Consider the following 22,526-nt stretch of genomic DNA (forward strand, 5'->3'; position numbering starts at 1 on the left):
AACCTCTGGTCCTATGCAGGCGCTCAATTGGCGCCGACGGTCATCTCCATTCTGATGACGGGGTGAATCCAGCAGCGCACGACGACTTTCCCCGGTTGACGCAAGACGACAGATTTCTTGGTCTTGGGGATTTGCGTATCGAGCGTCTCGACATGGCCATCCTCATAGGTCAGGTAGAGATTGTGAGAGATGTCCGCATCGTTGATGAAAGTGATCGTGTCGCCCACCTTCGGGCTGATCCCGGTATCTTCGAGTTCGGCGTGATGAATGACAAGCTCGAACGTTGTCGCAGATGCGGCTTGTGGTTCGCTGATTGCGAAGAATCCGACCACGGCGATCGCGGCCAGGAATGAGGTCATGCGTATCATCTCGGGTCCTCATGCATGATCTTTATGGCAGCTGCGGGAGTGTGACCTTCGCGGGCTCGGCTCTCAGCGACGCGAGAAAGGCCACGAGATCGTTCCGTTCGGCTGTCGAGAGCTCTACGGGCTTCATTTCGGGAGAGAGGCTGGGGCGTCGTTCACCGCCCTTCACGTAATGCTCGATCACGTCTTCAAGCGTCTTTACGGACCCATCGTGCATGTAGGGGCCCTGCAGTCTCAGATCCCGCAAGGACGGCGTCTTGAAGGCGTGGCGCATGACCACAACGTTCGGGGGCACGAACTTGCCACGTCCGGGATCGTGAGTGTCGAGTCCGATATCGTGGAAACTGTCGTCCGTGAAACGCCAGGTGGAGTGGCAGGCGCTACACCGCGCCTTTTCATTGAAGAGAACGAAACCTCTCTTCGCTTCCGGGCCGATCGCATCCTCGTCGCCCTCGACCCAACGGTCGAAGGGCGCGACGCCAGATACGAGGGTTCTCTGATAAGTGGCGAGAGCTGCCGTTACGTTGCCAGCCGTAATCGGGTCCGGACCGCCGAATGCCTTCTCGAACAGCACCCGATAGCCGGGAATCGACTTGAGACGCTCGACGACGAGGTCCATCGTCATGTTCATCTCGTCCGGCGCTGTGATCGGCATGCGAGCCTGATGCTCGAGCGTCTCGGCGCGCCCGTCCCACTGGAAGGCCAAACCCCAGGCCAGATTCATAACCGGAGGCGTGCGCCTGGCCAGTGGCCTCATCTCGTATCCGATCGCCCGAGGCAGAGCATCCGTCCAGCCCAGGCTCGGGTTATGGCAACTCGCGCAGGAGACGCTGGCGGAGCGCGACAGCCGTGGATCAAAGAACAGGAGCTTGCCGAGCTCTTCCTTTTCGGGCGAATGGGGATTTGACTTCGGGAATGGGATGGCCTCGGGCCGGCGAAAGCGGGCCTTCAGGCGCTCGACCGCCGATCCGGAAGCCGCGATCGCTTGGCCGGGATCGGCCTCCCGAGCCAGGGAATCAGCATGGACGAGGAGGGCGGCTGCACCGGCCAGCGCGACTGCCCATCCAAGAACCATCTTCCGACCCAGAAACGCTTCAATACCCATCTCACGCAATCTTCCAACAACGTCCAGCCACTCGGATGGTGCCGAGCGTCTTCAGGACGCCAGCAGCATCTCCGATGTACTGCAGAAGGCGAGTTCCTCGAGCAGCACTTCGCGCGCTGCGGTGTCTGCGAGATTCGCCATCTGCACGAGCGCCGATCTTGCCTCGAAGCCCGACATTTCGCCGTGGGGGCGGTCGAGCTGGCGCATGATGGTCTCACGAAGCGGCTCGAGCCGGTCGATTAGGTCCTCGAAGGGGCGGTCGCGAAGATCCGGTGCCGTAGCGATCGCGCCGCTATGGACCAGCATCTCGAAGGTGACACGGTGCTCTCGGCGGTGTCCTCCCGTATAGGCGAGGCGGCGGTTGGTCGAGGCGAAGGGCTCTTCCTGGCGCTGCCAGGATCTCAGGATCGAAACGGCGCAAAGGAGCCGCCATGCGGGATCGGAAGCGTTGCGCGCGTTGCGGTAGAGGGCCAGGACGGCTTGATGGCCGGGTGGCGCGCCTTCGATCACCGTGGGGTCGAGTGCGACTGCACTCGGGCGGAATGGCGTGCAACGCCAACGCGCCTTGTGCTGGGGATCGGCAATCTGCCAGCCCGCTATCGCCATGCCGCGTCCGAGTTCCAGCGCCCAGCGCGCGAGGCGATCCTCAAGGTCGCGATAACAGACCGTGAAGGCCTCGAGAGGCGAGGGGGCTCTCAGCCGATAGATGACCTCATTCACCTTGCCGGCATCGCCTCCATAGAACGCCACGACAGCCGCAACACCTCCGATTGTAGTTTGAAGGACATCAGTGGCGCTTGCGGCGGAAATGTCGATTTCCCAGGTCTGCGTGACCGGGTTCATCACGAAGAAGCCGACGACGATGTCCCGCTCCGAGCGATCAGCCTTCGACTGCTCGATGGTCGCCGGAGCACTTTCCGCTTTCAGATGCCCCTGCAGGCCGTAAGGGATCCACATGACCGATGCTCGTTTCTCCGCTCTATTCGGCGATGACCTTGGCCTTCATGAAGGGATGGGGAGTGCAGGTGTATTCGTACGTTCCGGCCTGATTGAACCGAACGGAGTATTTCTGATTGGCCCGAAGCATCGGCCCCTGGATGTCCTTGCTCTTGTCGGATGAGTCGACCAGAAAATGAACGTTGTGGGGAAGAGCTTCAGTGTTGACCCACGTGACAACAGACCCGGTTTTGACCCTGATCTCCGGCTGGTCGAACTTCATCTTCGAGATTCTGATCTCCTTGACCTCGCCGGTTACGGCAGCGGGGTCGGCGAGAACCTCGATCGCATCGGCCGCAAGAGCAGAGCCGAGCGGAAGAGCGACACAGAAAGACACCAGAAGAAGAGAACGCATCTGTAAAAGTCCTTTTCTTATTTTGAGAGATCCGGAGGGCGGCGCACTCGTGGGGAACCGAGGCGCCGCCCCACCGCACCTTAGGCCGCTTTTCCGATAATCGGCGAGATGGTGCAGTGATAGGTCATGGCATCGTCCTCGGCGCCGAAGCACCAGATGATGTCGTTTGCGAATTCCGGCCGATAGACCGGCAGCTCGCCTTCGGTGTTGAGGCAGGCGCAGCGCCCGGAGACGTTCTTGCCGCAGCAGTCGCGATACGAGATCAGGTAGCTCTGCTTGTCGGTCGGGTTGTAGCAGCTAGCAACCCATGAGCTCGAGGCCAGCTTGGTGCCCGGAGGGCAGTTCGTCAGCGAGCCGCCGCTGCAATCGCAGATATTGCCGTCGATCGAGCAATGCCGCCAGTAATTGCAATCCTGAATGTCGCCGTCATGCGGCGTCCACTTGGTCCTGGGGGCAGCGCCCCCGGCGGCCTCCGCGCGGCTGACGCGGCCACGCCGGTCGACCGGCAAGAGGGGAACCAGCGCCACACCGGCGACGGCGGTGCCCACGCGGCCGATGAATCCGCGGCGGCTGGTATGTCCCGCAACCTTGCGCGACAGTTTTTCGAACATTTCGTCGAATCGAGATCTTCCTAACATGGCGTCCTCCATACCTTCGTCTGAGAAAGTGTCGGGTGAACCCTTGCTCAAGCGGCCTGGCCGCTGACGGGGCTGTCCTTGCTGCTTTGAGCGTGCATGCGCTGGCTGGACATGTACTTCTGGATCGATGCGAAGCCGCTCTTGTCCGCCTCCAGAAGGCTCTCCAGGTGTTCGCGCGTGTTCGTCAGGCCCTTGGCGCGAATGGTGCCGGACGCATCGAGCAAGACACCATAGGGAATCTTACCCACTTGGAACCGCATCCCGACTTCGGGCGAGACGACATACGGAATGCTGCCAAGGTCATGGCTTTTCAGGAAGCGCTCATGCTCGTCGGGCTGCCCGTCGCTGACCAGAATGACCGAGATCTTCTCGGCTTTGGCGATTGACTTGATGATCGGGAAGAGCTTGTCGCAGATCGGGCAGGTCGGCGCGGTGAACATCAGAAGCGTCGCGCGCTTCTGCGGGTTCGGGCCGCCGATGCGGACGGGAGCGCCGTTGTAATCCACGACGTTGAAGGCGGGTGCCGGGTCGCCGATGTCGGGACCGTGGTCGGTCATCATGGCTCCCATCGGGGAGGACCGCTCATGCAGAAGGCCTATCTGCCGCATGAGGCCTACCACGACGATGCCGAGCCCGAACAGCGCGAGCCAGAGCAGGACGTTCGATGCGACCAACAATTGCTGTGTCATGGTCATGTCATCCTTGTGAGAAAAGTGAGTTATCTGTTCGCGACGCGCTCGACAGTGCGCTGAGATACGTCGCGCTGAAGTAGAGGAGCAGCGCAAAACTCGCCGCGATGATGCCGATCGCAAGTTCCGCGATATTGGCCGGCCGCACAAGGGGAAGCGTATAGGCGAGCCAGAAGGCGGCGCTGGCGAGTACAGCGTTGCGCCCGACGAGCATCCAGCTCAACGACTGCTTCATTCCCATCCGGAAGCAGCCGCAATCGATGGCCCGGCGTCCACGCAGGACGTTGACGCCGATTGCAATCCCGAACAGCACCAGCAAACCACCCGCAGTGAAAGCGGCATAGGGAGCGGTGATCCCGACGGCGAGGCCCGCTGCGACGGCGAGCTCGACCCAGGGGAGGATTGCCGCCACGGGCCGGGCAAGCGCCTCGGGCATCATCCGGAAGTTCCGAACGACGCCGAAGAACTCCTCCCGCTGCCGCAGCTTCGAGACAGCTGCGGCAGCGAAGAGGAAAGCCAGAAACGATCTCGCAAAGATCGCAACGAGCGGTTCATCCCAGACGGACATGGCGCCGGTCACATGTCCGTGGTGTAGATGACCTGGGGACCGTGGCCGAGCTCGTTGACCTTCATGGTTTCCTTGCCGGTTTCCGGATCGAAGATGTAGAGTGTCTTGTCTCCCGTCGAGAGCGCATAGAGCTGCGGAGTGTTCTCCTGGCTGACAGCAATGGAGTCGATCTCGTGGCCGAGGTCGATTCTCTTGATGCGCTGGCCGTTCTTCGCATCGTAGACGAAGACGAACCGGCTTGCCGTCTTGTGGGTCCACTTGTCGCGCTGGTCGGCGAGCAGGAAGATCCGGTCACTCTGCCGATGATAGGCGACCTGCTGCCAGCCACCTGGCGCCCATCTGTCTGCCTTCTCCGCATCGGTGAAGGCCTCGAAGGCCGGCGGGAATTTGGCTTCGTTCGAAGAAACGTCGACCTGGAAGATCTTGCCGGTGTAAGTCGGCCATACGATGCGTCCAGCCTTCATGGAGTAAGCCGGATGATTGATGAGATAATCGTCTTCCTTGTGGAAGACCTGCGATTTCTTCGTCTCGGCCGACCCGTCCTCTTTGAAGGTGACCTTGAGCATGCTGCCGTCGCGGCAATGCATGAAGAAGTCCTGCTTGGCCGACGGGAAGATGTGATAGCAGTCGGGCACTTCGAGCATCTTGACGAACTTCTTGTCCGCTAGATTGACGAGGCCCACCGCCGGCGAAGGTGAGAACTGATAGAACAGGAGGTGCTTGTTGTCGGGCGTTAGCGCCGTCATCCAGGGATAGGTGCCGACGAGAAAGCGCGGCTGGTTCGGCAGTTCGATATCCGCGATCGGGTCATGCGTTTGCGAGTCGAAGACCTCGACGTAATCGGTGCGTTTGCCGCGAGCAATGCGCGAGAAGACAGTGCTCGCCAGTGCGAAGAACGAGCCGTCGTTTGCGACGGCGGCGTTCGGCAGGAAGCCGCCGTCCGTCATCCCGAGCACGCGGCCTTTCTCGCCGTCGATCGTGAACATCTGGCTGACGGCATTGAAGTGCGCGACGTCGCTCACATAGACGCGCCGGGCATTCGGAGCCGGAGCCTTCAGGATGACAGGCTCGTCGACGGGCAGACCCTGGGTGGCCCCTTGAGGCGTGGTGGCGGAGGGGGCGGCACCCGGCTGCTGGGCCATGGCGGAGCCGGACAGCAGCAAGGCGAGGCTTGCAGAAGCACTCAACAGTGCAGATCGGTATTTCGAGACAATCTTATCCTTGCGAGAGACGTGCGTCATGGTTTCCTCCCTTGAGGTGACAATGAGAAGCAGAATGATGAGAGAACCGGGCGTGGAATTCGCCCCGAATTCGGACCGGCCAAGGTGGCGCGCGTCGACGAATGCGTGCCGCCGCGAGCCCGTTCGATCAGTGTAAGCCGACGATGGTTCGGAGCTGTTCCTAGAGCGCGGCGAGTGTCAGCAGGACACAGCCGGCGGCGACGAGCAGAGCTCCATCGAGAGTCGCTGCCTGTTCCTGCCGGCGAGCGAGCCAACCCTGGACACCAATATCCGTGACGGGCAGCAGGTTTACTGCCATGGGTAGGAAGCGGCCGAGATTGAAGAGCGCAAACACGCCGATGGCGACCATGGCATCGCCGCTCAGCATAGCAACGGCAGTTACCAGATAGAGGATCGGCGTCTGCACGTAGGTCAGGTAGTTCAGCCCGAGCGCCACGCCATAGATTCCCCCAATCACCCACATCGGGAAGCGTTGGCGCGCATCATGGGGGACTTGGGCCTTGCGTTGCGGATAAGGAACGCGAATGAAGCCGAGCTGATGTGCGCCGTAGAGGATCGCCGCTGCCGCTAGGCCGATTGTCGAAATCGTCGTGTAGCCCGCGAAGCCGAGGAGATGGCCGCCTAGGCCGAGGATCGTACCGAGGACGAGGGCGCCGAGTGCATAGCCGAGCCCATGCACAATGAATGTCGGCAGCCAGCGCATCACGGTGTTGGCTGAATAGCGCCCCGCCGGCCGCAAGAGGCAGAGACTGGAATAGCCGCAAGGTGACCATGTCGACAGGAGGCCGCCTAAGAAAGCCAAGCCGGCGAGCATTCGCCACGCAACGTCCTGCTCCGGCATGACCTGGGCTGCAAAGTATCCGCCGGCAATTCCTGCCGCCGCGGCAATGGAAAAACTGGCAGCGCGCGTGAAAGTCGACTGCTCTTTCGGAAAGGAAACGCAGTCCGCGACGCCCTCGACATGAGTATTCGCGCCATGAATCGAATCGCCAATAGACGGCGACACGAGAATCGACATAACAATAGCCTCCTTTGGAGCTTCCTCGCCCAGCGCCTTACTTTCGTGTATGGTTCTCAACGGACACGCTTAGCGATAGCTGAAACAATTTTTCTCGTCAAGAAACATTCCCGGCCGTCCGTAGCTTGGCCGTACTAATCCAACACATAGGACCAAGAGGTGCGGCCAGTCGCTCGCGCGGCTGTTCGGCCACACCGAGCCAAATCTCGTGACGGCATGCTCGATAGGCTGTGAATCGCCCGCGTATCAGCGGCGAGCGAACGCCATTCGGGCTGGCGTCGAAGGTCAGGTTAGCTCAGTTCTTGGATATCCTGATCGAGTCCGGGCAGATCCGGGCCTCGCGGAATTTGCTGTCCAGGACCAGTTCACCCGGACATGTGGAATGGACCCTGTGCTGCAGCACCGGCGTGAGCAGTCTCAGCCTCTCGGACGAGGCGTCGATATCGGCGACGATACCAACTCCAATATCGCGCGCTCGTTCATCACGTAGGCCGACCAGGAGCCGCAGCGGAATCCTGGCACTGGCATCCTGTTTCAGCAGTTCGTTGGCTTCCGCCGTCCATGTCATCGCTCCATCGAAATAACGGCGAAATGCGTCGCCTCTGGCGCGGCGCCGCTCGGCGTCGCTCTTGCGTCGCGCCTGTGGCGAAACGCTGAGCCGAAGGCAGGGGAGGGAGGAATACGCACCCGCGAGCGCCTCCAGCACCGGGTGATCACCGAGCATGATCAGGAGATCCGGTTGCAGCCGTTCGATCTTCGCCTCCTTGAGGCGGCGGCCCGGCCCGGAGAGCAGGCCGCCCGTATTCACGAGGGTCACGCCGACGTCCGCTTCCTCTGCAAGCACCGGCAGCGCCGCAACGACACACGTCCAGCCTCGGACGGGATCGATCGTTCCCACGAAGGCGAGGGCGGTGAGGGTGAGCCGCCCATCCGGTTCTCCGCGGCCGAGCGTGACGCAGGCTGGCGGCCCGATCATTTTCTGCCCGACATCGGCGTCGAGGACGGCGATCGTCCGAAGCGGCGCAACCGCTCGGACCATCGCGCGGCAGAAGGATGTCTTGCCCACGTCGGCTGGCCCGAGGACCAGAATCCGGGATGCCCTGCCGCAGGCAACGGCAGCGGCCGCATCGGCCCAGTCGGCGGGCAGCTCATCGCCAGCATCTGCGGTGTCGTATTCGGGTGCCAAGGTCGGTAACCAAAGCCGAGCGGTGCTGCTGCCGCACAATGGCGCACTGTCCTCGTGAGGCAAGCGTCGCATCCCGGAGCCGACAGGCTCCTGGGACGTCCGTTACCCGCACCGAATGACGGCGCTCACGCTTGCCTTCTGGTGACGAGACCTCATCTCCAGGGCACGTGTCTCTGGTGTTCGAGGAGGCCCCATGCCGAGCCGCGACCCTGCGAACTGGATGCTGTCCGAGGCGATCGAAACCTTGGCCCGCGCGGAGCGCATGCATCGCCAGTTCTTCCAGTTGCAGCGCTCGCCCGGCGCGGGGGAGCCCACTTGGGAACCGCCCATAGACGTGCTCGAGACCGAGCGGGAGATACTGATCCTCGTCTCTCTCCCGGGTGTCGATCCCGACCATGTCGTGGCTACGATCGAGGACGGGACTCTCGTGGTCAGCGGGCGCCGTGTCTTGCCGCCGGCCCTCCGCAACGCCGTCATTCATCGCCTTGAGCTGCCGCAAGGCCGCTTCGAGCGCCGGGTTACCCTGCCGCCGGGCCGGTACACCGTAACGCATTTCGCCGAGAACGGCTGTCTTGTGTTCAGCCTCGCGAAGACGGCTTGAGGGAGCATTCGATGATCCTCTTCAGCGACGCCGGCAACACGCCGTCTACCGCAGCCTCTCCGGGCGACCACACCATCACGATCGAAAGCGTGCCGCTGCCGCCGGACGGCGTGATCCTTCTCCCGGTCCGCAACACGGTCCTGTTTCCGGGCATCATCATCCCGATCAGCATCGGGCGCCCGAAATCGGTCGCGGCGGTTCAGCAGGCCGTGCGAGAGGAGCGGCCGATCGGCATCGTCATGCAGCGCGATGCTGAAGTCGTTGATCCCGACCTGCGGGATCTCTACCAGGTCGGCACCATCGCCAATATCGTGCGCTACATGACGGCCCCGGACGGATCCCACCATATCGTCTGTCAGGGCGTGCAGCGCATCCGAATCCTGGATCTCCTGCCGGGAACGCCGTTCCCCGTGGCGCGCGTCCTGCACATCCCCGAACCCGAGACCCGCACGCCGGAGATCGAGGCCCATTTCCTGAATCTGCAGAGCCAGGCCGTGGAGGCGCTCCAGCTTCTGCCCCAGGCTCCGCAGGAGCTCGTCGCCGCGGTTCGAGGGGCAACTTCGCCGGCCGCCGTCGCCGACCTTGCTGCGTCCTACATGGATATTCGGCCTGAAGAGAAGCAGGACATCCTGGAGAGCATCGATCTCACCGCGCGAATGGAAAAGGTCTCGCGTCTTCTCGCGCAACGCATCGAGGTGCTCCGCCTATCCCAGGAGATCGGCCGCCAGACCAAGGCCGCCCTCGACGAACGCCAACGCGAGGCGGTGCTGCGCGAACAGATGGCTGCCATTCAGCGCCAGCTCGGCGAGGCGGACGGCAAGGCCCAGGAGGTCGCCGAACTCAACGAGGCCATCGCCAAGGCCGACATGCCGAAGGAGGTCGAGGAGCAGGCGCGCAAGGAACTGCGCCGCTACGAGCGGATGCCTGAGGCCGCCGCCGAGTCGGGCATGATCCGCACCTATCTCGATTGGCTGATCGAACTGCCTTGGAGCCTGCCCGACGAGAAGCCCATCGACATCGCCGAAGCGCGGCGCATCCTCGACGAGGACCATTACGGCCTCGAGAAGATCAAGAGTCGCATTGTCGAGTATCTGGCCGTGCGCAAGCTGGCCCCGCACGGCAAGGCGCCGATCCTGTGCTTCGTCGGCCCGCCCGGCGTCGGCAAGACCTCTCTCGGGCAGTCGATCGCCCGGGCGATGGGACGGCCCTTCGTGCGGGTCAGCCTCGGCGGTGTGCACGATGAGGCTGAGATCCGCGGCCACCGGCGGACCTATGTCGGCGCGCTTCCGGGCAACATCATTCAGGCGATCAAGAAAGCCGGGGCGCGCAACTGCGTGATGATGCTGGACGAGATCGACAAGATGGGGCGCGGCATCCAGGGCGATCCGTCGGCGGCGATGCTCGAGGTGCTCGATCCGGAGCAGAACAATACGTTCCGGGACAATTATCTCGGCGTTCCCTTCGATCTCTCGCGCGTCGTATTCATCGCGACGGCCAACATGCTGGACACGATCCCCGGCCCCTTACGGGATCGCATGGAGGTCATCAGCCTTGCGGGCTATACGGAGGACGAGAAGCTCGAGATCGCGCGCCGCTATCTCGTGCGGCGGCAGCTGGAGGCGAATGGCCTCAAGCCCGAGCAGGCCGAGATCGACGATGATACGCTACGGGCGATCATCCGCGGATATACTCGCGAGGCGGGCGTGCGGAATCTCGAGCGTGAGATTGGCAAGGCCTTGCGCCACGCAGCGGTGCGCATTGCCGAAGGCAGCGCGGAACACGTGCGCATCACGGCGGACGACCTCGCGACGGTGCTCGGCCCTCCGCGGTTCGAGAACGAAGTTGCGATGCGCACGAGCGTGCCGGGTGTTGCGACCGGGCTCGCGTGGACGCCGGTTGGAGGCGATATCCTGTTCATCGAGGCCACTCGCGCGCCCGGCAAGGGTAGCCTGATCCTGACCGGGCAACTCGGAGACGTAATGCGCGAGAGCGCGCAAGCCGCTCTGAGCCTCGTCAAGAGCCGCGCAGTCTCGCTGGGTGTCGATCCGAGCCTGTTCGAGAAGAGCGACATCCACGTGCATGTTCCGGCGGGCGCGACGCCCAAGGATGGGCCGAGCGCGGGCGTCGCGATGTTCACGGCGCTCGTGTCGCTGCTGACGAACCGCACCGTCCGGAGCGACACGGCCATGACCGGAGAGATTTCGCTGCGCGGCTTGGTGCTCCCAGTGGGCGGCATCAAGGAGAAGGTGGTCGCGGCCGCGGCCGCGGGCTTGACCCGTGTCATGCTGCCGGCTCGCAACCGACGCGACTTCGAGGAGATCCCGCAGGACGCCCGTAACCGGCTGGAGTTCATCTGGCTCGAGCGGGTCGACGAGGCGATCGCGGCGGCGCTCGAGGACAAGCCCGCCGAGGTTTCGGAGGCCGCCGAGTAGAATTGCGCACCGGGATCCTGGCGACGACGAAGAGAGGCGCGGCAAGGGAGGCATCTGATGAGACGATTGATCGGCCGGTTTCTTCTTGGGCTGAGCCTGCTGGCCGCGCCGGGGCTCGCGAATGGGCAGACGGAACCTGCAAATGCAGAGGCCGTCGCAATCTTTGCAGGCGGTTGCTTCTGGTGTGTGGAAGCCGATTTCGACAAGGTGTCGGGCGTCCTCTCGACGACGTCCGGCTATATCGGTGGAAGCGTGCCGAACCCGACCTACCAGCAGGTATCGGCCGGCGGCACCGGCCATGCCGAGGCCGTGCGGATCGTGTATGACCCTTCCCGGGTCTCATACGAAGGCCTCCTGAAGGTCTTCTGGCACAACATCGATCCGCTCACGGCCAACGCCCAGTTCTGTGATGTTGGTTCACAGTACCGCTCGGCCATCTTCTATCTGGATCCCCGGCAGAAACAGCTTGCCGAAGACTCGAAGACGGCCGTCGAGCAGCGCTTCGCACCCCGTCGCATCGCAACCGAAATCGCGCCCGCGGGCGAGTTCTATCCGGCCGAGGAATACCATCAGGATTACTATCGCAAGCACGAGCTGAAATACGAGTTCTACCGCTGGAACTGCGGTCGCGATGCGCGGCTGAAGGAGGTCTGGGGCGATGAAGCGGGCACTCCGAAGGAGTCGTAAATCGAATTCGCTCCGATCCGTGCTGCATTATCAGCTCAGGATCAGGTCGCGCAAGGCGACGGCGTTATTGTGCGTCTCGTCCCGCGCCGAATACACGAGGGTGATCGGTTCCTGCCGCGCCCGCTCGCGCAGATCTTCCAGCAGATCCTGGTGCTGGTTCAATTCCTCCGCATATCGCCGCCGGAATTCGTTCCAGCGAGCGGGGTCATGCCCGAACCACCGGCGGAGCTCTGCGCTGGGCGCGATGTCCTTCACCCACTTGTCGAACGCTGCGGTGTCCTTCGAGAGCCCGCGAGGCCATAGCCGGTCGACGAGCACGCGAAAGCCGTCATTGGGAGCCGGCGGATCATAGATCCGCTTTACGTTGACGTTGTGGGCCGGAATCTTGCTGCTCACCGAAGCCCCCTGGGCAGAGGCCACCGAGGTTAGCCTCAAGGATCAGGTCATGCCACCATCCGCGAGAATCGTGCGGCCAGTGATCCAACCTGCATCCGGAGAAGCGAGGAACGTAACGATCCCTGCGATATCGTCCGGTTGACCGATGCGCCCGAGTGGAGTCGCAGCCCGGATCGCATCGCCCCGTTCGGCGATGATCGAGGTTGTCATGTCCGTCTCGATCACGCCAGGGGCTACGGCATTGACGGTGATGCCCTTGGGGCCGAGCTCTTTGCTGAAGGCCTGCGTGAGAGTGATCACGGCGGCTTTCGATGCCGCATAGATCGAACTCGTCGGGATTGGGCTGAAGGCGAGACGCGAAGAAAAGTTGATGATCCGTCCTCCGGGCGAGGGCAGGTGAGGGACAACGGCTTGCGTCAGCAGCACGGTGCCGAGGACATTCGCGTCGAAGATCTCACGGAACAGAGCTTCGTCGATTGCGCCGAGCGGGCGATAGGGGGCAACCGCGGCGCAGTTCACGAGAACGTCGATCCGACCAAGGTGAGCGATGACGTTCTGCACGAGCGTTTCCACGCTGTTCGCCCGTGAGATATCGCCCTCGAGGGCCTTTGCAACGCCGCCGAAGGCCTCGATATCCGACACCAGAGCATCTGCGGCATTGCGGTGGGTTCGATAGCCAATGGCGACCTCTCCGCCAAGCGAGGCGAATCTGCGTGCAACCGCCGCGCCAATTCCTCGCGATCCGCCGGCGATGAGGATCACCTTGTTCTGAAACCGATCCACCATCCTGAGAGCGCTCCTACATCTATTCTGATTTGCTTTGCTGGCTGATGCCGATACGCGGTTGTATTGAGGCAATGCAGAGTCGTCAGAGCCGATCCCGTGACAACGGGATCGGCTCTCTTCTTCGGTTTTCGGGAATTTTCTACGGTGAAGCGGATCCGGTTCACCGAAAAATGCTCTAGCCTACTGCAGGTGACAGTGGCGCGGCTACAGGATCGGTCCTCTTTCCGGCCATGTGCAGGTCGATCCCGCGCGTCTCCGGGAGGAGCATCGTCGCGATCGCGGCAACGAAATACCCGGCCAGCCCGACGAGTCCGATCGCATGACCGAGCGGCATCAACTGTGCCAGCACGCCGACCAACGTGACGACGAGTGCACCGAGGCTGCGCCCGAAGTTGTACGCAAAGCTCTGGCCGGAGGCGCGAACCGCGGTTGGGAAGAGCTCGGTGAAATACGGCCCGAGCGCACTGTAGATGCCGACCGAAAAGAAGCCCAGTGGGATTCCGAGCAGCAGCATCGTGACATCGCCCACCGGAACGTAGGTGTACAGGGCGACCACGAGGAGCGACCCGAGCGAGAAGAGCAGGAAGTTCCGGCGCCTCCCGATCGCATCGCTCAGGTAGGCACTCGCGATGTAGCCGAGGAATGCACCGAACGTGACCACGAAGACATAGGATCCGGCGCTGGCGGTCGAGAACCCGCGCTCGGTCTTGAGGAACGTCGGAAGCCAAGTGGTGATCGAGTAGCTCGCGCCCTGAATGCCGAGCGCCAGAAGCGAGGTCAGGATCGTGGTCTTCAGGATCGCGGGGCGGAAGATCGCGAGCGGCCCGGTATCCTCGCCGGAGTCCCGGATCGCCTTCCGGGTTTCCTCGAAGACCTCCGGCTCCTTGATGTAGCGCCGGATGTAGACGATCAGGCCTGCCGGGAGCACGCCGATCCAGAACACCGCGCGCCAGCCGTACTCGGCCGGAAGGAGCGTCAGCAGGATCGTCGAGATGATGGCCGCCGCTGCCCAGCCCACCGCGTAGGCGCTCTGGACGCAACCCACGGCCTTGCCGCGGTGCTGCGGACGGATGATCTCGCCCATCAGCACCGCGCCGGCGGCCCACTCCCCGCCAAAACCCAACCCCTGCAAGATCCGCAGGACGAGCAGTTGTTCGTAGGATTGCGCGAAGCCGCTGAGGAAGGTGAAGAACGCATACCAGAGGATCGTGATCTGCATGATCCTGACGCGCCCGTACCGATCACACAGGATGCCGCAGATCCAGCCTCCAACCGCTGAGGAGATGAGGGCCGCGGTCGCCAGCGAGCCCGCATCGGTGGCGCTGATGCCCCACGTCGCAATCAAGACTGGGATCAGGAAGCTGAATAACTGGACGTCCATGGCGTCCATGGCCCAGCCGCCGAAGCAGCCCCAGAACGTCCTTTTCTCACCTGTCGAAAGCTCTTGGTACCAGTGGAACATGGTGTGTCCTTCCTGCATCGGGCGCAGCGTGGGGCTATTGCGTCTCCTGCCAGGCAGCGCAGCTTGTATCGGTAGACAAAACACTGTTTCGTTGTTGATCGCGTGTAGCAGGAAGCTGCCGGTGCGTCAACGCCCTGCCGGCTTGGCGCGGGATTATTCTCGAAAGCCCAAGTCCTTGGAGATGCGCCTGGCAGCCGCGACTGTGCGCCGGATCTGCTCGTCCGATGCTTCGGCAGGAATGAACTGGATCGAGTCCACGATTCCTACGGCGCCGACCAGCGTGCCCGAGACGTCGAAGACCGGTGCCGCCAGGGTGTTGATTCCGAGCATGGCTTCGTTTGGTGCAATGGCCCAACCCCGCTGCCGGGTTCGCTCGATCTCCTCCTCCAGGGCACCGGGCGCGGCGATGGTGCTCGGAGTCAGCATCTCGAGGCGGGAGCGGAAGACGCGGGTGCGCAAAGCCTCATCGCCGAATGCGAGGGCAATCTTCCCCTGCGCCGACCCGTGGAACGGAAGCAACGATCCGGGCTTCACACCAATCTCGATCGAAGACGTGCCTGGAACCCTGGCAAGGACGCGCACTCCCTCCGCTTCGACCTGAGAGACGACGGTGGAGTGGCCGAGCTCGTCACGAAGCTCGCGCAGGATGGGGTGGGCTGCAGAGGCCAGATCGAGGTTTTCTCCAACGAGCCTGCCTAGCTGCACCAGTTGAGATCCAACCTGATAGCGCTCCGACTCCGGCGACTGCACGATGTAGCCGTGCTGCACGAGTGTGCGCAGATGTCGAAAGATGCGGCTCTTGGTAGTGCCGAGCGCCTCGGCGAGGGCCGTGACACCCACCGGCCTCCGCTGCTCGGCCAGGAATTCCATGATGCGCAGGGCGAGGACAACCGCCTGAACGCCATCTCCGCTCGAGTCTCCGCTGATTTTAGGCATCCCAATACTCCTTGGTGCCGCAAGGGCCCTTGACATTCAAACTGGAAGCGAGCACATGCCTCGCAGAAAAGCGAAACGACGTTTCGCTGTTCGAAACATACTGGAGCTGGGCTCGATGTCAAGCAATTCTGCCCCGGAGAGCGGCCTCTTTCGTCAGCGATTTCTCGGCCAAAAGCCTCTCATGGGCACGTTCATCAAGACGCCCAGCGTGCACGCGACCGAGATCCTGGGCGGCTTGGGCTTCGATTTCGTGGTCATCGACGAAGAGCACGCGCCGTTCGACCGAGAGACGATCGATCTCGTCCTTCTCGCTGCGCGTGCTGCCGGCACCGCCGGAATTGTCAGGGTCGCGGAGCCGACTGCATCAAAGATCCTCTCGGTCCTCGACTGTGGCGCAGCGGGTGTGCTCGTGCCCCATGTCTCGTCCGCTGCGAAAGCGCAGGAAATTGCGGCAGCCGCGCGCTACCGCGGCGGGAAGCGTGGCTTCTCCAATTCGCCGCGTGCCGGGGGCTACGGCACGCTCTCGATCTGGCAGCACGTCGACGCTGGAGACGCTGCAGCGACCGTGATCGCCATGATCGAGGATCCTGAAGCCCTCGACGAGATCGAGGCGATCGCCGCGGTTGACGGCCTTGACGGCTTCTTCATCGGGCGGGGAGATCTGACCGTTGCGCTCGGGGCCCCGGCTATGGATGCGCCTGCGGTGCGCATTGCCGTCGAACGGATCGCAGCGGCGGCGCAGGCAGCAGGAAAGCCGGTCTGCGTCATGGCGAATAGCGTCGCGGATGCCGAGGCCATGAAGGCGCTCGGCGCCAGTGCCTTCATTGTCTCGTCGGATCAGGGGCTCATGCGTCAGGCGGCCCTCAAGGTCCTAGCCGACTTCACCCCGGTCAGAGCGGACGCCTGAATCGGCGCACGCTCGGCCATGTCAACGGCACAGTGAGCGAACTGGAGAGCACATCATGTACGACGCTTCTGATCCCCGCGCGAGCCTTTCGGCTGCCCCCAAGGCAACTCCTACGCCAACGGCAGGGTTTGCCGGTGCGGAATACGCCAGGTTCTACGATGAGGAGCCGCAGGAGGAGGGGCCCGAGGGGCGCACGTGGTATGTCTGCGGCCAGAACTTCATCGTGGCTTACACGGAGGCTGAGCCGGGCGCCACGTTCTCCCGAGATGCGCAGCCCGACGAATACGTTGTCCTGATCCCCGATGCGGAGACGTCGATCGAAATCTCGGCCGGGAGCGAAACGCTCACGATCCCTGGAAATTCGCTCGCCTTCGTCCCGCCGGGCATCAGCACCGTCAAGGTGCCGACCGGAGGTCGTATCGTCAGGCTGTTCACGGTGCGCTCCGAGGATCTTGTTTCCAAGTGCGCGAACGCCGAATCCTATGCGGTGCCGCGGTCGAATATTCCGCCCTTCGCGCCGTGGCCCGCGCCACGCGATGGATACCGGATCCGGGCCTACAGCCTGGACGTGCCGCCGCAGCCCGGGCGTTTCGGCCGCATCTTCCGGTGCACCACCTTCATGGTGAACATCCTGGATCCGCAGGTCGGGCCACGCGACATCACGAAGCTGTCGCCGCATCACCACGACGACTTCGAGCAGGGCTCGCTCGCGCTTGAGGGTTCGTTCACGCACCACCTCCGCTGGCCCTGGACGACCAACATGAATCACTGGCGCGAGGACGAGCATGCGTTCTGCGCCTCACCGTCGGTGACGGTCATCCCGCCGCCGGCCATTCACACCTCGCGCGGCATGGAGGCCGGCGTGAACCAGCTCGTCGACATCTTCTGCCCGCCCCGCATCGACTTCTCGGAGAAGCCGGGCTGGGTGCTCAATGCCGACGATTACCCGATGCCGCGCTGACGAGCGCACATGCAAGCTTACAACTTGTCTTGAGGGTTTCCCATGTCAGACAACACCGCCACGATTCAGCAGATCGAAGACCGGATCGACCAGCTCCTGATCGGAGCCATCGATGCGCACGTCCATTCCGGCCCCTCGATCGCTCCACGAGGCATCGATCATCTCGAACTCGTGCAGGAGATGTCCAAAGCAGGCTTTGCTGCCGTGATCACGAAAGATCACGACTACAGCGGCGTCGTCGCGGCGGTGTTGATCTCGAAGCATTATCCGCACCTGCGCACCAGGATCTATTCCAGCATCGTGCTGAACAACGTGGTCGGCGGCTTCAATCCCTATGCCGTCGAGCACACGGCTGCCATGGGGGGAAAGATCGTCTTCATGCCGACGCTCGCGGCGGAGAACCATCTGCGTTGGGAGAAATCCTCTTCCTGGAGCCATCCCGCCTCGACCCAGAAGATCCGGCCGGCCTCGGCGGTCCCGGTGCTCGACGCCAACAAGCAGGTGCGCGACGAGGTGAAGGAAGTCCTCGATATCATTGCCAGGAACGACATGGCGCTGGCGAGCGGTCACCTGCACATCAGCGAGACCTGGCTGGTGTTCGAGGAGGCGCAGCGTCGCGGCGTGAAGCGGCTGGTCCTGACGCATCCCGAGGAGATCGTCGGGGCGAGCCTGAATGACGTTCGCGGCATTGCGGCCATGGGGGCGTTCGTCGAGCACTCGATCGCCATGTTCCTCGAGGGCTCGAAGTTCAAGGTCTGCACCGGGGACGACCTCAAGAAGCATATCGACGCGGCCGGTGTCGAGCAGACGATCCTGAGCTCGGATCTCGGACAGACCGGGATTTTCAGTCCGCTCGAGGGCTTCCGCCGCGGAGTCAGGCTGTGCATCGACCTCGGCTATGATGACGAGCAGATCCGAAAGATGGTCTCGACGAATGCGGCTCGCGCGTTCGGGCTCGAGGCGGACGTGCAGGCCGCCATCGAGGCGCAGTCCACACAGTCGGAAGTAGCGGCCTGACGTTACTCCGCTCAGGAGATTAAGGACGAGACTGCCTACAGGATGCGTTCAGCGAGTGGAAGGACAGCATGCACATTCTGGTCGTCTACGCGCATCCTGAGCCGACGTCGTTCACGGCAGCACTCAAGGACAGGTCTGTCTCGGCCTTGGCGGATGCCGGTCACACGGTCGAAGTATCAGACCTCTATGTGGAGGGCTTCAATCCTGTCGCCGGTCGGCACGATTTCTCCTCGGTCGCGAACCCCGAGCGCTTCCATTATCAGTCGGAACAGGAACTGGCTGCACGATCCGGCACCTTCGCGCCGGAGATTCAACGCGAGCAGGAGCGTGTCCGGGCCGCCGACCTGCTGGTTCTGCAATTTCCGCTCTGGTGGGGAAGCGTTCCCGCAATTCTCAAAGGCTGGTTCGATCGAGTGCTCGCCTATGGCTTCGCCTATGTCGATGGGCGGCGTTTCGATACCGGCCTTTTCAAGGGCCGACGCGCCCTGTTCTCGGTCACGACAGGCGGTACGCCGGCACGATTCTCGAGCGATGGCGCCTACGGCGAAATTGACCGCGTCCTCTGGCCAGTCGAGCGACTGACCTTGCAGTATATGGGGTTCGAGGTGCTACCGCCCTTCGTGGCGTACGCAGCTCCGCGTATTGGCGAGGTGGAACGCGCCGCATACCTCGATGCCTGGGAGGAGCGCCTGCTGGAAGCCGTTCGCACTCCCGTCGATCGGTCCAGCTCCGATAGCAGAGAGATTCTCGAAGCGGTTGGCTCTGCGGCATGGAGGAGAAGCATCTGATCTCGACCAGAGCTTGATCGGTAGAGAGCCCTCTAATCCTGCAATGGGCACACTGTGAAATCTGTTGGAAATGCTACTTCGGATTTCCATCACCGGTGAGACAGATCCGCTTGGAGCCGCTGCAACCGACGCAGCCGCATCAGCGCGGCAGACCAGCCATTTATTGTTTGATCAACCATCACACGCGTGGGGAACTGGATTACCTTTGCGAGGCGGAACCCTCGCGCATCGCACGGTGCTCCCGGATGCGAGCCATGTCCTCCGCGCCGCAAGCCGCGGCGTTTTTCATTTCCTTGAACAGGAGGGCTATCTCGTCGAAAACAGTGATGTCCTGCTCTTCGGTCGTGAGCGTGTCGAGCTCTCCGGCGAAATCGAGCAGGGCCGAGATTCGGTCCGCCTGTTGACGGGCATCCAGGAGCAGGCGCCGGATCTCTCGACGGTTTTCCAGCGCCTCGAAGCGCTGCAGCGCTGTATCGAGCCTCTTCCGGCATTCGCAATCGAGATCGAGCGTGCTCACGAGTGCGCGGACACGCGGCATCAGGCCTGCTTCGCGTGACTTGTCCATCCGACTTCTCCTCGATTCTCGTCCGCGAGCGCGGGTATCGGTGTCGCTCTCCGCGAGGCTAGCTGTCCTGCACCCTTGAAGCGGGGCTCGACAGGATTGGGCCTAACCCCGGAGGCTATCTTCTTGCGCAGATCGCTCCCAGGGATCTTCAGACGTCAGGCGAGCGACCGCCAGTCGACGGCATAGGCTGCGAAGATCAGGCCGCCCAGCACGATCGGGTAGATATAGAAGAGGGTCTGCCATCCCGACGACGCGCGCTTCAACTCGAGGAAGTGGCGCAGGATCGCCACCACCTTGAAGCCGGAGACCGCGATTACGATGGCGATGCTAACGATTCCCAGAGTCGGTGCGCTTCCCGTCACTCCCCCGGCCCACATGGCCGTAAGAGTCAGCGCGACGAGGATGAGCCAGGTTCGGGTCGGTGCAGCGGTCATGGGCGCAGGAGATAGATGAGAGGGTAGAGGATGACCCAAATGATATCGACCATGTGCCAGAACGCCGTGCCGGTCTCGAGGTTCTCGAGGCTGTCTTTCCAGCACACGATCGCGAGGATCACGATTCCCAGCACGACATGCAGGGCGTGAAATCCCGTCATCAGGAAGTAGAGGGTCCAGAAGGTGTTCGTCTCAATTCCGATTCCGGCAGTGAATTTCTGCGCGTACTCGATCGCCTTCACGCACAGGAACACCGCGCCGAGGAGCATCGCTCCGGTCAGCGCCGGCCTTGGGGACCGGGCCGAGCGCCGGCACTGAACGGCAATGGCGGCGAGCCAGCCGCTCGTGATCAGGACGAGCGTGTTGATGCCTCCGAGCAGGCGATCGAGCTGGGCTTGCGACGCGTCGAATGTCATGGGATCCACCGCATGTGCGACCGCGAATGCCGCGAAGAGCGCCCCGAAGGCGACGAGCTCGCTCAGGATCAGGATCCACATCATGGGGTTGCCAGGCAGGCCGGACAGGGGCCCCCAATCGTCTTTTGCGTGAAGGGGGACGCCTCCATGGGCGTCGTCGAGCCTCATATCCATCCGATTCCACCACCCGGTTCGAGATTGCTCACCCGGCTCGCATCCCGCTGATCCTTCTCGTCGCGTCGTTGCCGATGCCGATCGCTCCCCTTCATGGCAGGGGCCGTTCTCGCTATTGTCGTCACACCCCCGCTGCCAGCACTCACGAGGCCTTTCGGATGAAGCTCCATGGATATTTCCGCAGCGGCGCGGCCTACCGCGTCCGCATCGCGCTGAACCTGAAAGGCGTGGAGGTCGAGCACGTCTCGCATCATCTGCGGAAAGGGGAGCAGCGCGCGGAGAGCTATCTGGCGATCAATCCTCAAGGCCTCGTGCCCGCGCTCGAACTGGACGACGGGACGGTCCTCACCCAATCCCTGGCGATCATCGGCTGGCTCGACGAGACCTATCCCGAGCCGCCGTTCCTGCCGACGGATCCGGTCCTCCGCGCCAAGGTCCGGGCTTTTGCGCTCGCCATCGCCTGCGACATTCACCCCGTCCAGAATCTCGGCGTGCTGAAGCGCCTCCGCAGGCTGGGGCTGGACGAGGAGACGGTCCTGCAGTGGGCGGCGGATGTGAACGCTGACGGGCTTGCGGCCTGCGAAGTCATGCTGAGGAACCAGGAGGGGCCGTTCTGCTTCGGTGCGGCTCCAACGCTCGCGGATGTGTGCCTTGTGCCCCAGCTCGGGAATGCGCGGCGCTATGGCGCCGATGTCCAACGTTTCCCGCGGCTCCTCGAAGCCGAAGCGGCGAGCAAGGCGTTGCCGGCTTTCGCCAAGGCGGCTCCCGAACTCCAGCCCGACGCCGAATAGGGACGCCGGGCGGGAGAGCACGGCCGACGAGACACGGGCACGACGCCCGGCCTCACGGCCGGGCAACGCGACAGCCGATCGCCATGACCGGTGACCCGTGGTCACGGAATGCATCGGGAGCCTCTCGACGAAGCGCCGGTTCCGGGGCTACTCGGTGGCCGACGGGACCGTGAAGAGCCTGCTCTCCACCGATCTGACGCCCGGCGTCGCCTCTGCGGCCACTCGCAGGGTCTCCTCGTGAAACCTGTTTCGAACCGCACCCTGGAGGCGGACGGCCCCGTGATCGACCGAGGCGACGATCGGCCACGGCACTCCGAAGGGCTGGGCCCGCAGGTTCCTCATGACGCTTTCGGGCGTCGCGGTGCGGTCCCGAGGCTTGGGCTGGCCCGCAAAGGCCCGCAGAATGTCCGAACGGCTGACGATTCCGACGAGCGTGTCCTGGCGCAGGATCGGAATGCGCTTGACGTTGTGGCGCTCCATCAGATCGGCGATTTCGGTGAGCGGCATCGCCTCGGTTGCGGCGATCACCCGAGGCGTCATCAGGTCCGCCACCCTGGCGGCATGTGACTTGATGTAGTTCTGGGCCTTGCTGGCGTCGCTCACGAGCATCTGCAGGAACCACGGCCTCCGGCGCTCCGTCCCGATCTCGACTCGTCTGATCAAGTCCCCCTCGCTGACGATCCCGACCAAGCGCCCGCCAGCCTCGGTCACCGGCGCTGCACTGATCCCATGCTCGAGAAGGATTTCGGCCGCTCGCCGGACCGGGAGATCCGGAGTGAGCGTGATCACGTCCCTGGTCATGATGTCCGCCGCGCGCATGAGGCCTCTCCTGTTGTTTTCCGTCCGGGGCGGGTCCGGCAACCGGTCCGATCCCCATCCAGGCTTATAGGTCCGGGCTCGAGAGGCGAGGTTGCTCTGCCGCAAACAATTCGTGGAGTGGCGTGAGCCCTGTTCCGACCCCTGTGGAGCAGGCGGAAGGGCTGTGTCCGAAACCACGGCAGGTTCGAGGGGT

At 63.1% G+C, this 22,526-nt stretch carries 26 protein-coding genes; 8 read left to right on the forward strand and 18 right to left on the reverse strand.

Annotated features, from left to right (window positions below; genetic code table 11):
• Positions 1-23: 23 nt before the first annotated feature.
• The 10 genes from BN1233_RS07585 to BN1233_RS07630 form a co-directional block, all read right to left on the reverse strand.
• Positions 24-359: a cupredoxin domain-containing protein gene (locus BN1233_RS07585; protein WP_244470963.1), complete on the reverse strand. Its 336-nt coding sequence runs from the start codon at positions 357-359 to the stop codon at positions 24-26.
• Positions 360-390: 31 nt separating this feature from the next.
• Positions 391-1,470, reverse strand: coding sequence for a tryptophan tryptophylquinone biosynthesis enzyme MauG (gene mauG / locus BN1233_RS07590; RefSeq protein ID WP_244470964.1), 1,080 nt, complete (start codon positions 1,468-1,470; stop codon positions 391-393).
• Positions 1,471-1,521: 51 nt separating this feature from the next.
• The gene (locus BN1233_RS07595; protein ID WP_046862881.1) at positions 1,522-2,427 is read right to left on the reverse strand and encodes a methylamine utilization protein MauJ; all 906 of its coding nucleotides are present in this window, start codon (positions 2,425-2,427) and stop codon (positions 1,522-1,524) included.
• A gap of 22 nt (positions 2,428-2,449) precedes the next feature.
• Positions 2,450-2,821, reverse strand: coding sequence for an amicyanin (locus BN1233_RS07600; RefSeq protein ID WP_046862882.1), 372 nt, complete (start codon positions 2,819-2,821; stop codon positions 2,450-2,452).
• Positions 2,822-2,901: 80 nt separating this feature from the next.
• On the reverse strand, positions 2,902-3,471 hold the full coding sequence (gene mauA, locus BN1233_RS07605) for a methylamine dehydrogenase (amicyanin) small subunit (RefSeq protein ID WP_244470965.1): 570 nt from the start codon (positions 3,469-3,471) through the stop codon (positions 2,902-2,904).
• 35 nt (positions 3,472-3,506) lie between these two features.
• A complete protein-coding gene (mauD, locus tag BN1233_RS07610; RefSeq protein ID WP_046863197.1) occupies positions 3,507-4,148 on the reverse strand; it encodes a methylamine dehydrogenase accessory protein MauD in 642 nt (213 codons plus the stop codon).
• A gap of 7 nt (positions 4,149-4,155) precedes the next feature.
• Positions 4,156-4,716: a MauE/DoxX family redox-associated membrane protein gene (locus tag BN1233_RS07615; protein WP_046862884.1), complete on the reverse strand. Its 561-nt coding sequence runs from the start codon at positions 4,714-4,716 to the stop codon at positions 4,156-4,158.
• Positions 4,717-4,724: 8 nt separating this feature from the next.
• Complete coding sequence (gene mauB / locus BN1233_RS07620) at positions 4,725-5,957, reverse strand: methylamine dehydrogenase (amicyanin) large subunit (protein WP_046862885.1); 1,233 nt, start codon at positions 5,955-5,957, stop codon at positions 4,725-4,727.
• Positions 5,958-6,117: 160 nt separating this feature from the next.
• Positions 6,118-6,975 (reverse strand): methylamine utilization protein MauF, encoded by an 858-nt coding sequence (locus tag BN1233_RS07625; RefSeq protein WP_046862886.1) that lies wholly within the window; start codon positions 6,973-6,975, stop codon positions 6,118-6,120.
• A 295-nt stretch (positions 6,976-7,270) separates the two neighbouring features.
• Entirely contained in the window at positions 7,271-8,161 is an 891-nt protein-coding gene (locus BN1233_RS07630) for a Clp1/GlmU family protein (RefSeq protein WP_046862887.1), read from the reverse strand.
• A 193-nt stretch (positions 8,162-8,354) separates the two neighbouring features.
• On the opposite strand from BN1233_RS07630, the gene BN1233_RS07635 reads away from it, so the two are divergent.
• Genes BN1233_RS07635 through msrA form a run of 3 tightly spaced genes read left to right on the forward strand, consistent with a single transcriptional unit; the run spans position 8,355 to position 11,881 of the window.
• Positions 8,355-8,762 (forward strand): Hsp20/alpha crystallin family protein, encoded by a 408-nt coding sequence (locus BN1233_RS07635; protein WP_046862888.1) that lies wholly within the window; start codon positions 8,355-8,357, stop codon positions 8,760-8,762.
• Between the two features lie 11 nt (positions 8,763-8,773).
• On the forward strand, positions 8,774-11,194 hold the full coding sequence (gene lon, locus BN1233_RS07640; protein WP_082145248.1) for an endopeptidase La: 2,421 nt from the start codon (positions 8,774-8,776) through the stop codon (positions 11,192-11,194).
• A gap of 57 nt (positions 11,195-11,251) precedes the next feature.
• Positions 11,252-11,881 carry a peptide-methionine (S)-S-oxide reductase MsrA gene (gene msrA / locus BN1233_RS07645; RefSeq protein WP_052763728.1) on the forward strand — a complete coding sequence of 210 codons (630 nt, stop codon included), beginning with the start codon at positions 11,252-11,254 and terminating at the stop codon, positions 11,879-11,881.
• Between the two features lie 30 nt (positions 11,882-11,911).
• On the opposite strand, the gene BN1233_RS07650 is transcribed toward msrA, so the two are convergent.
• The 4 genes from BN1233_RS07650 to BN1233_RS07665 form a co-directional block, all read right to left on the reverse strand.
• Complete coding sequence (locus BN1233_RS07650; RefSeq protein ID WP_046863200.1) at positions 11,912-12,277, reverse strand: DUF488 domain-containing protein; 366 nt, start codon at positions 12,275-12,277, stop codon at positions 11,912-11,914.
• Positions 12,278-12,319: 42 nt separating this feature from the next.
• Positions 12,320-13,063, reverse strand: a complete 744-nt coding sequence (locus tag BN1233_RS07655; RefSeq protein WP_046862889.1) for an SDR family NAD(P)-dependent oxidoreductase — start codon at positions 13,061-13,063, stop codon at positions 12,320-12,322.
• A 175-nt stretch (positions 13,064-13,238) separates the two neighbouring features.
• On the reverse strand, positions 13,239-14,525 hold the full coding sequence (locus tag BN1233_RS07660) for an MFS transporter (RefSeq protein WP_082145250.1): 1,287 nt from the start codon (positions 14,523-14,525) through the stop codon (positions 13,239-13,241).
• A 153-nt stretch (positions 14,526-14,678) separates the two neighbouring features.
• Entirely contained in the window at positions 14,679-15,461 is a 783-nt protein-coding gene (locus BN1233_RS07665; protein WP_046862891.1) for an IclR family transcriptional regulator, read from the reverse strand.
• 115 nt (positions 15,462-15,576) lie between these two features.
• Here BN1233_RS07665 and BN1233_RS07670 point away from each other — a divergent pair, with 115 nt between their 5' ends.
• The 4 genes from BN1233_RS07670 to BN1233_RS07685 all read left to right on the forward strand — a co-directional run bounded on the left by BN1233_RS07670 (position 15,577) and on the right by BN1233_RS07685 (position 19,134).
• Entirely contained in the window at positions 15,577-16,368 is a 792-nt protein-coding gene (locus tag BN1233_RS07670; protein WP_046862892.1) for an HpcH/HpaI aldolase family protein, read from the forward strand.
• Positions 16,369-16,423: 55 nt separating this feature from the next.
• The gene (locus BN1233_RS07675) at positions 16,424-17,329 is read left to right on the forward strand and encodes a cupin domain-containing protein (RefSeq protein WP_046862893.1); all 906 of its coding nucleotides are present in this window, start codon (positions 16,424-16,426) and stop codon (positions 17,327-17,329) included.
• Between the two features lie 42 nt (positions 17,330-17,371).
• On the forward strand, positions 17,372-18,346 hold the full coding sequence (locus BN1233_RS07680) for a DUF6282 family protein (RefSeq protein ID WP_046862894.1): 975 nt from the start codon (positions 17,372-17,374) through the stop codon (positions 18,344-18,346).
• 68 nt (positions 18,347-18,414) lie between these two features.
• A complete protein-coding gene (locus BN1233_RS07685) occupies positions 18,415-19,134 on the forward strand; it encodes an NAD(P)H-dependent oxidoreductase (RefSeq protein WP_052763729.1) in 720 nt (239 codons plus the stop codon).
• Between the two features lie 199 nt (positions 19,135-19,333).
• Here BN1233_RS07685 and BN1233_RS07690 read toward each other — a convergent pair whose 3' ends face one another.
• The 3 genes from BN1233_RS07690 to BN1233_RS07700 form a co-directional block, all read right to left on the reverse strand.
• Positions 19,334-19,699: a hypothetical protein gene (locus BN1233_RS07690; RefSeq protein ID WP_046862895.1), complete on the reverse strand. Its 366-nt coding sequence runs from the start codon at positions 19,697-19,699 to the stop codon at positions 19,334-19,336.
• Between the two features lie 155 nt (positions 19,700-19,854).
• Positions 19,855-20,133, reverse strand: coding sequence for a cytochrome C oxidase subunit IV family protein (locus tag BN1233_RS07695; RefSeq protein ID WP_046862896.1), 279 nt, complete (start codon positions 20,131-20,133; stop codon positions 19,855-19,857).
• Positions 20,130-20,723 carry a cytochrome c oxidase subunit 3 gene (locus tag BN1233_RS07700; protein ID WP_244470966.1) on the reverse strand — a complete coding sequence of 198 codons (594 nt, stop codon included), beginning with the start codon at positions 20,721-20,723 and terminating at the stop codon, positions 20,130-20,132. Before BN1233_RS07700 ends, BN1233_RS07695 begins: the two co-directional genes overlap by 4 nt.
• Before the next feature lie 158 nt (positions 20,724-20,881).
• On the opposite strand from BN1233_RS07700, the gene maiA reads away from it, so the two are divergent.
• Complete coding sequence (gene maiA, locus BN1233_RS07705; protein ID WP_046862898.1) at positions 20,882-21,514, forward strand: maleylacetoacetate isomerase; 633 nt, start codon at positions 20,882-20,884, stop codon at positions 21,512-21,514.
• Positions 21,515-21,661: 147 nt separating this feature from the next.
• Here the strand turns inward: maiA and BN1233_RS07710 are convergent, their stop codons facing one another.
• Positions 21,662-22,333 (reverse strand): CBS domain-containing protein, encoded by a 672-nt coding sequence (locus BN1233_RS07710; protein ID WP_046862899.1) that lies wholly within the window; start codon positions 22,331-22,333, stop codon positions 21,662-21,664.
• Positions 22,334-22,526: the final 193 nt, after the last annotated feature.

Origin of the sequence: Microvirga massiliensis, assembly GCF_001006805.1 — a bacterium.
Classification (GTDB): Bacteria; Pseudomonadota; Alphaproteobacteria; order Rhizobiales; family Beijerinckiaceae; genus Microvirga; species Microvirga massiliensis.

What these genes read in the sequence shown, in the direction of transcription:
- BN1233_RS07585 (WP_244470963.1), bottom strand. Translation starts at nt 359, where the DNA reads ATGACCTCATTCCTGGCCGCGATCGCCGTGGTCGGATTCTTCGCAATC.
- mauG (WP_244470964.1), bottom strand. Translation starts at nt 1,470, where the DNA reads ATGGGTATTGAAGCGTTTCTGGGTCGGAAGATGGTTCTTGGATGGGCA.
- BN1233_RS07595 (WP_046862881.1), bottom strand. Translation starts at nt 2,427, where the DNA reads ATGTGGATCCCTTACGGCCTGCAGGGGCATCTGAAAGCGGAAAGTGCT.
- BN1233_RS07600 (WP_046862882.1), bottom strand. Translation starts at nt 2,821, where the DNA reads ATGCGTTCTCTTCTTCTGGTGTCTTTCTGTGTCGCTCTTCCGCTCGGC.
- mauA (WP_244470965.1), bottom strand. Translation starts at nt 3,471, where the DNA reads ATGGAGGACGCCATGTTAGGAAGATCTCGATTCGACGAAATGTTCGAA.
- mauD (WP_046863197.1), bottom strand. Translation starts at nt 4,148, where the DNA reads ATGACACAGCAATTGTTGGTCGCATCGAACGTCCTGCTCTGGCTCGCG.
- BN1233_RS07615 (WP_046862884.1), bottom strand. Translation starts at nt 4,716, where the DNA reads ATGTCCGTCTGGGATGAACCGCTCGTTGCGATCTTTGCGAGATCGTTT.
- mauB (WP_046862885.1), bottom strand. Translation starts at nt 5,957, where the DNA reads ATGACGCACGTCTCTCGCAAGGATAAGATTGTCTCGAAATACCGATCT.
- BN1233_RS07625 (WP_046862886.1), bottom strand. Translation starts at nt 6,975, where the DNA reads ATGTCGATTCTCGTGTCGCCGTCTATTGGCGATTCGATTCATGGCGCG.
- BN1233_RS07635 (WP_046862888.1), top strand. Translation starts at nt 8,355, where the DNA reads ATGCCGAGCCGCGACCCTGCGAACTGGATGCTGTCCGAGGCGATCGAA.
- lon (WP_082145248.1), top strand. Translation starts at nt 8,774, where the DNA reads ATGATCCTCTTCAGCGACGCCGGCAACACGCCGTCTACCGCAGCCTCT.
- msrA (WP_052763728.1), top strand. Translation starts at nt 11,252, where the DNA reads ATGAGACGATTGATCGGCCGGTTTCTTCTTGGGCTGAGCCTGCTGGCC.
- BN1233_RS07655 (WP_046862889.1), bottom strand. Translation starts at nt 13,063, where the DNA reads ATGGTGGATCGGTTTCAGAACAAGGTGATCCTCATCGCCGGCGGATCG.
- BN1233_RS07660 (WP_082145250.1), bottom strand. Translation starts at nt 14,525, where the DNA reads ATGTTCCACTGGTACCAAGAGCTTTCGACAGGTGAGAAAAGGACGTTC.
- BN1233_RS07665 (WP_046862891.1), bottom strand. Translation starts at nt 15,461, where the DNA reads ATGCCTAAAATCAGCGGAGACTCGAGCGGAGATGGCGTTCAGGCGGTT.
- BN1233_RS07670 (WP_046862892.1), top strand. Translation starts at nt 15,577, where the DNA reads ATGTCAAGCAATTCTGCCCCGGAGAGCGGCCTCTTTCGTCAGCGATTT.
- BN1233_RS07675 (WP_046862893.1), top strand. Translation starts at nt 16,424, where the DNA reads ATGTACGACGCTTCTGATCCCCGCGCGAGCCTTTCGGCTGCCCCCAAG.
- BN1233_RS07680 (WP_046862894.1), top strand. Translation starts at nt 17,372, where the DNA reads ATGTCAGACAACACCGCCACGATTCAGCAGATCGAAGACCGGATCGAC.
- BN1233_RS07685 (WP_052763729.1), top strand. Translation starts at nt 18,415, where the DNA reads ATGCACATTCTGGTCGTCTACGCGCATCCTGAGCCGACGTCGTTCACG.
- BN1233_RS07690 (WP_046862895.1), bottom strand. Translation starts at nt 19,699, where the DNA reads ATGGACAAGTCACGCGAAGCAGGCCTGATGCCGCGTGTCCGCGCACTC.
- BN1233_RS07695 (WP_046862896.1), bottom strand. Translation starts at nt 20,133, where the DNA reads ATGACCGCTGCACCGACCCGAACCTGGCTCATCCTCGTCGCGCTGACT.
- BN1233_RS07700 (WP_244470966.1), bottom strand. Translation starts at nt 20,723, where the DNA reads ATGGATATGAGGCTCGACGACGCCCATGGAGGCGTCCCCCTTCACGCA.
- maiA (WP_046862898.1), top strand. Translation starts at nt 20,882, where the DNA reads ATGAAGCTCCATGGATATTTCCGCAGCGGCGCGGCCTACCGCGTCCGC.
- BN1233_RS07710 (WP_046862899.1), bottom strand. Translation starts at nt 22,333, where the DNA reads ATGCGCGCGGCGGACATCATGACCAGGGACGTGATCACGCTCACTCCG.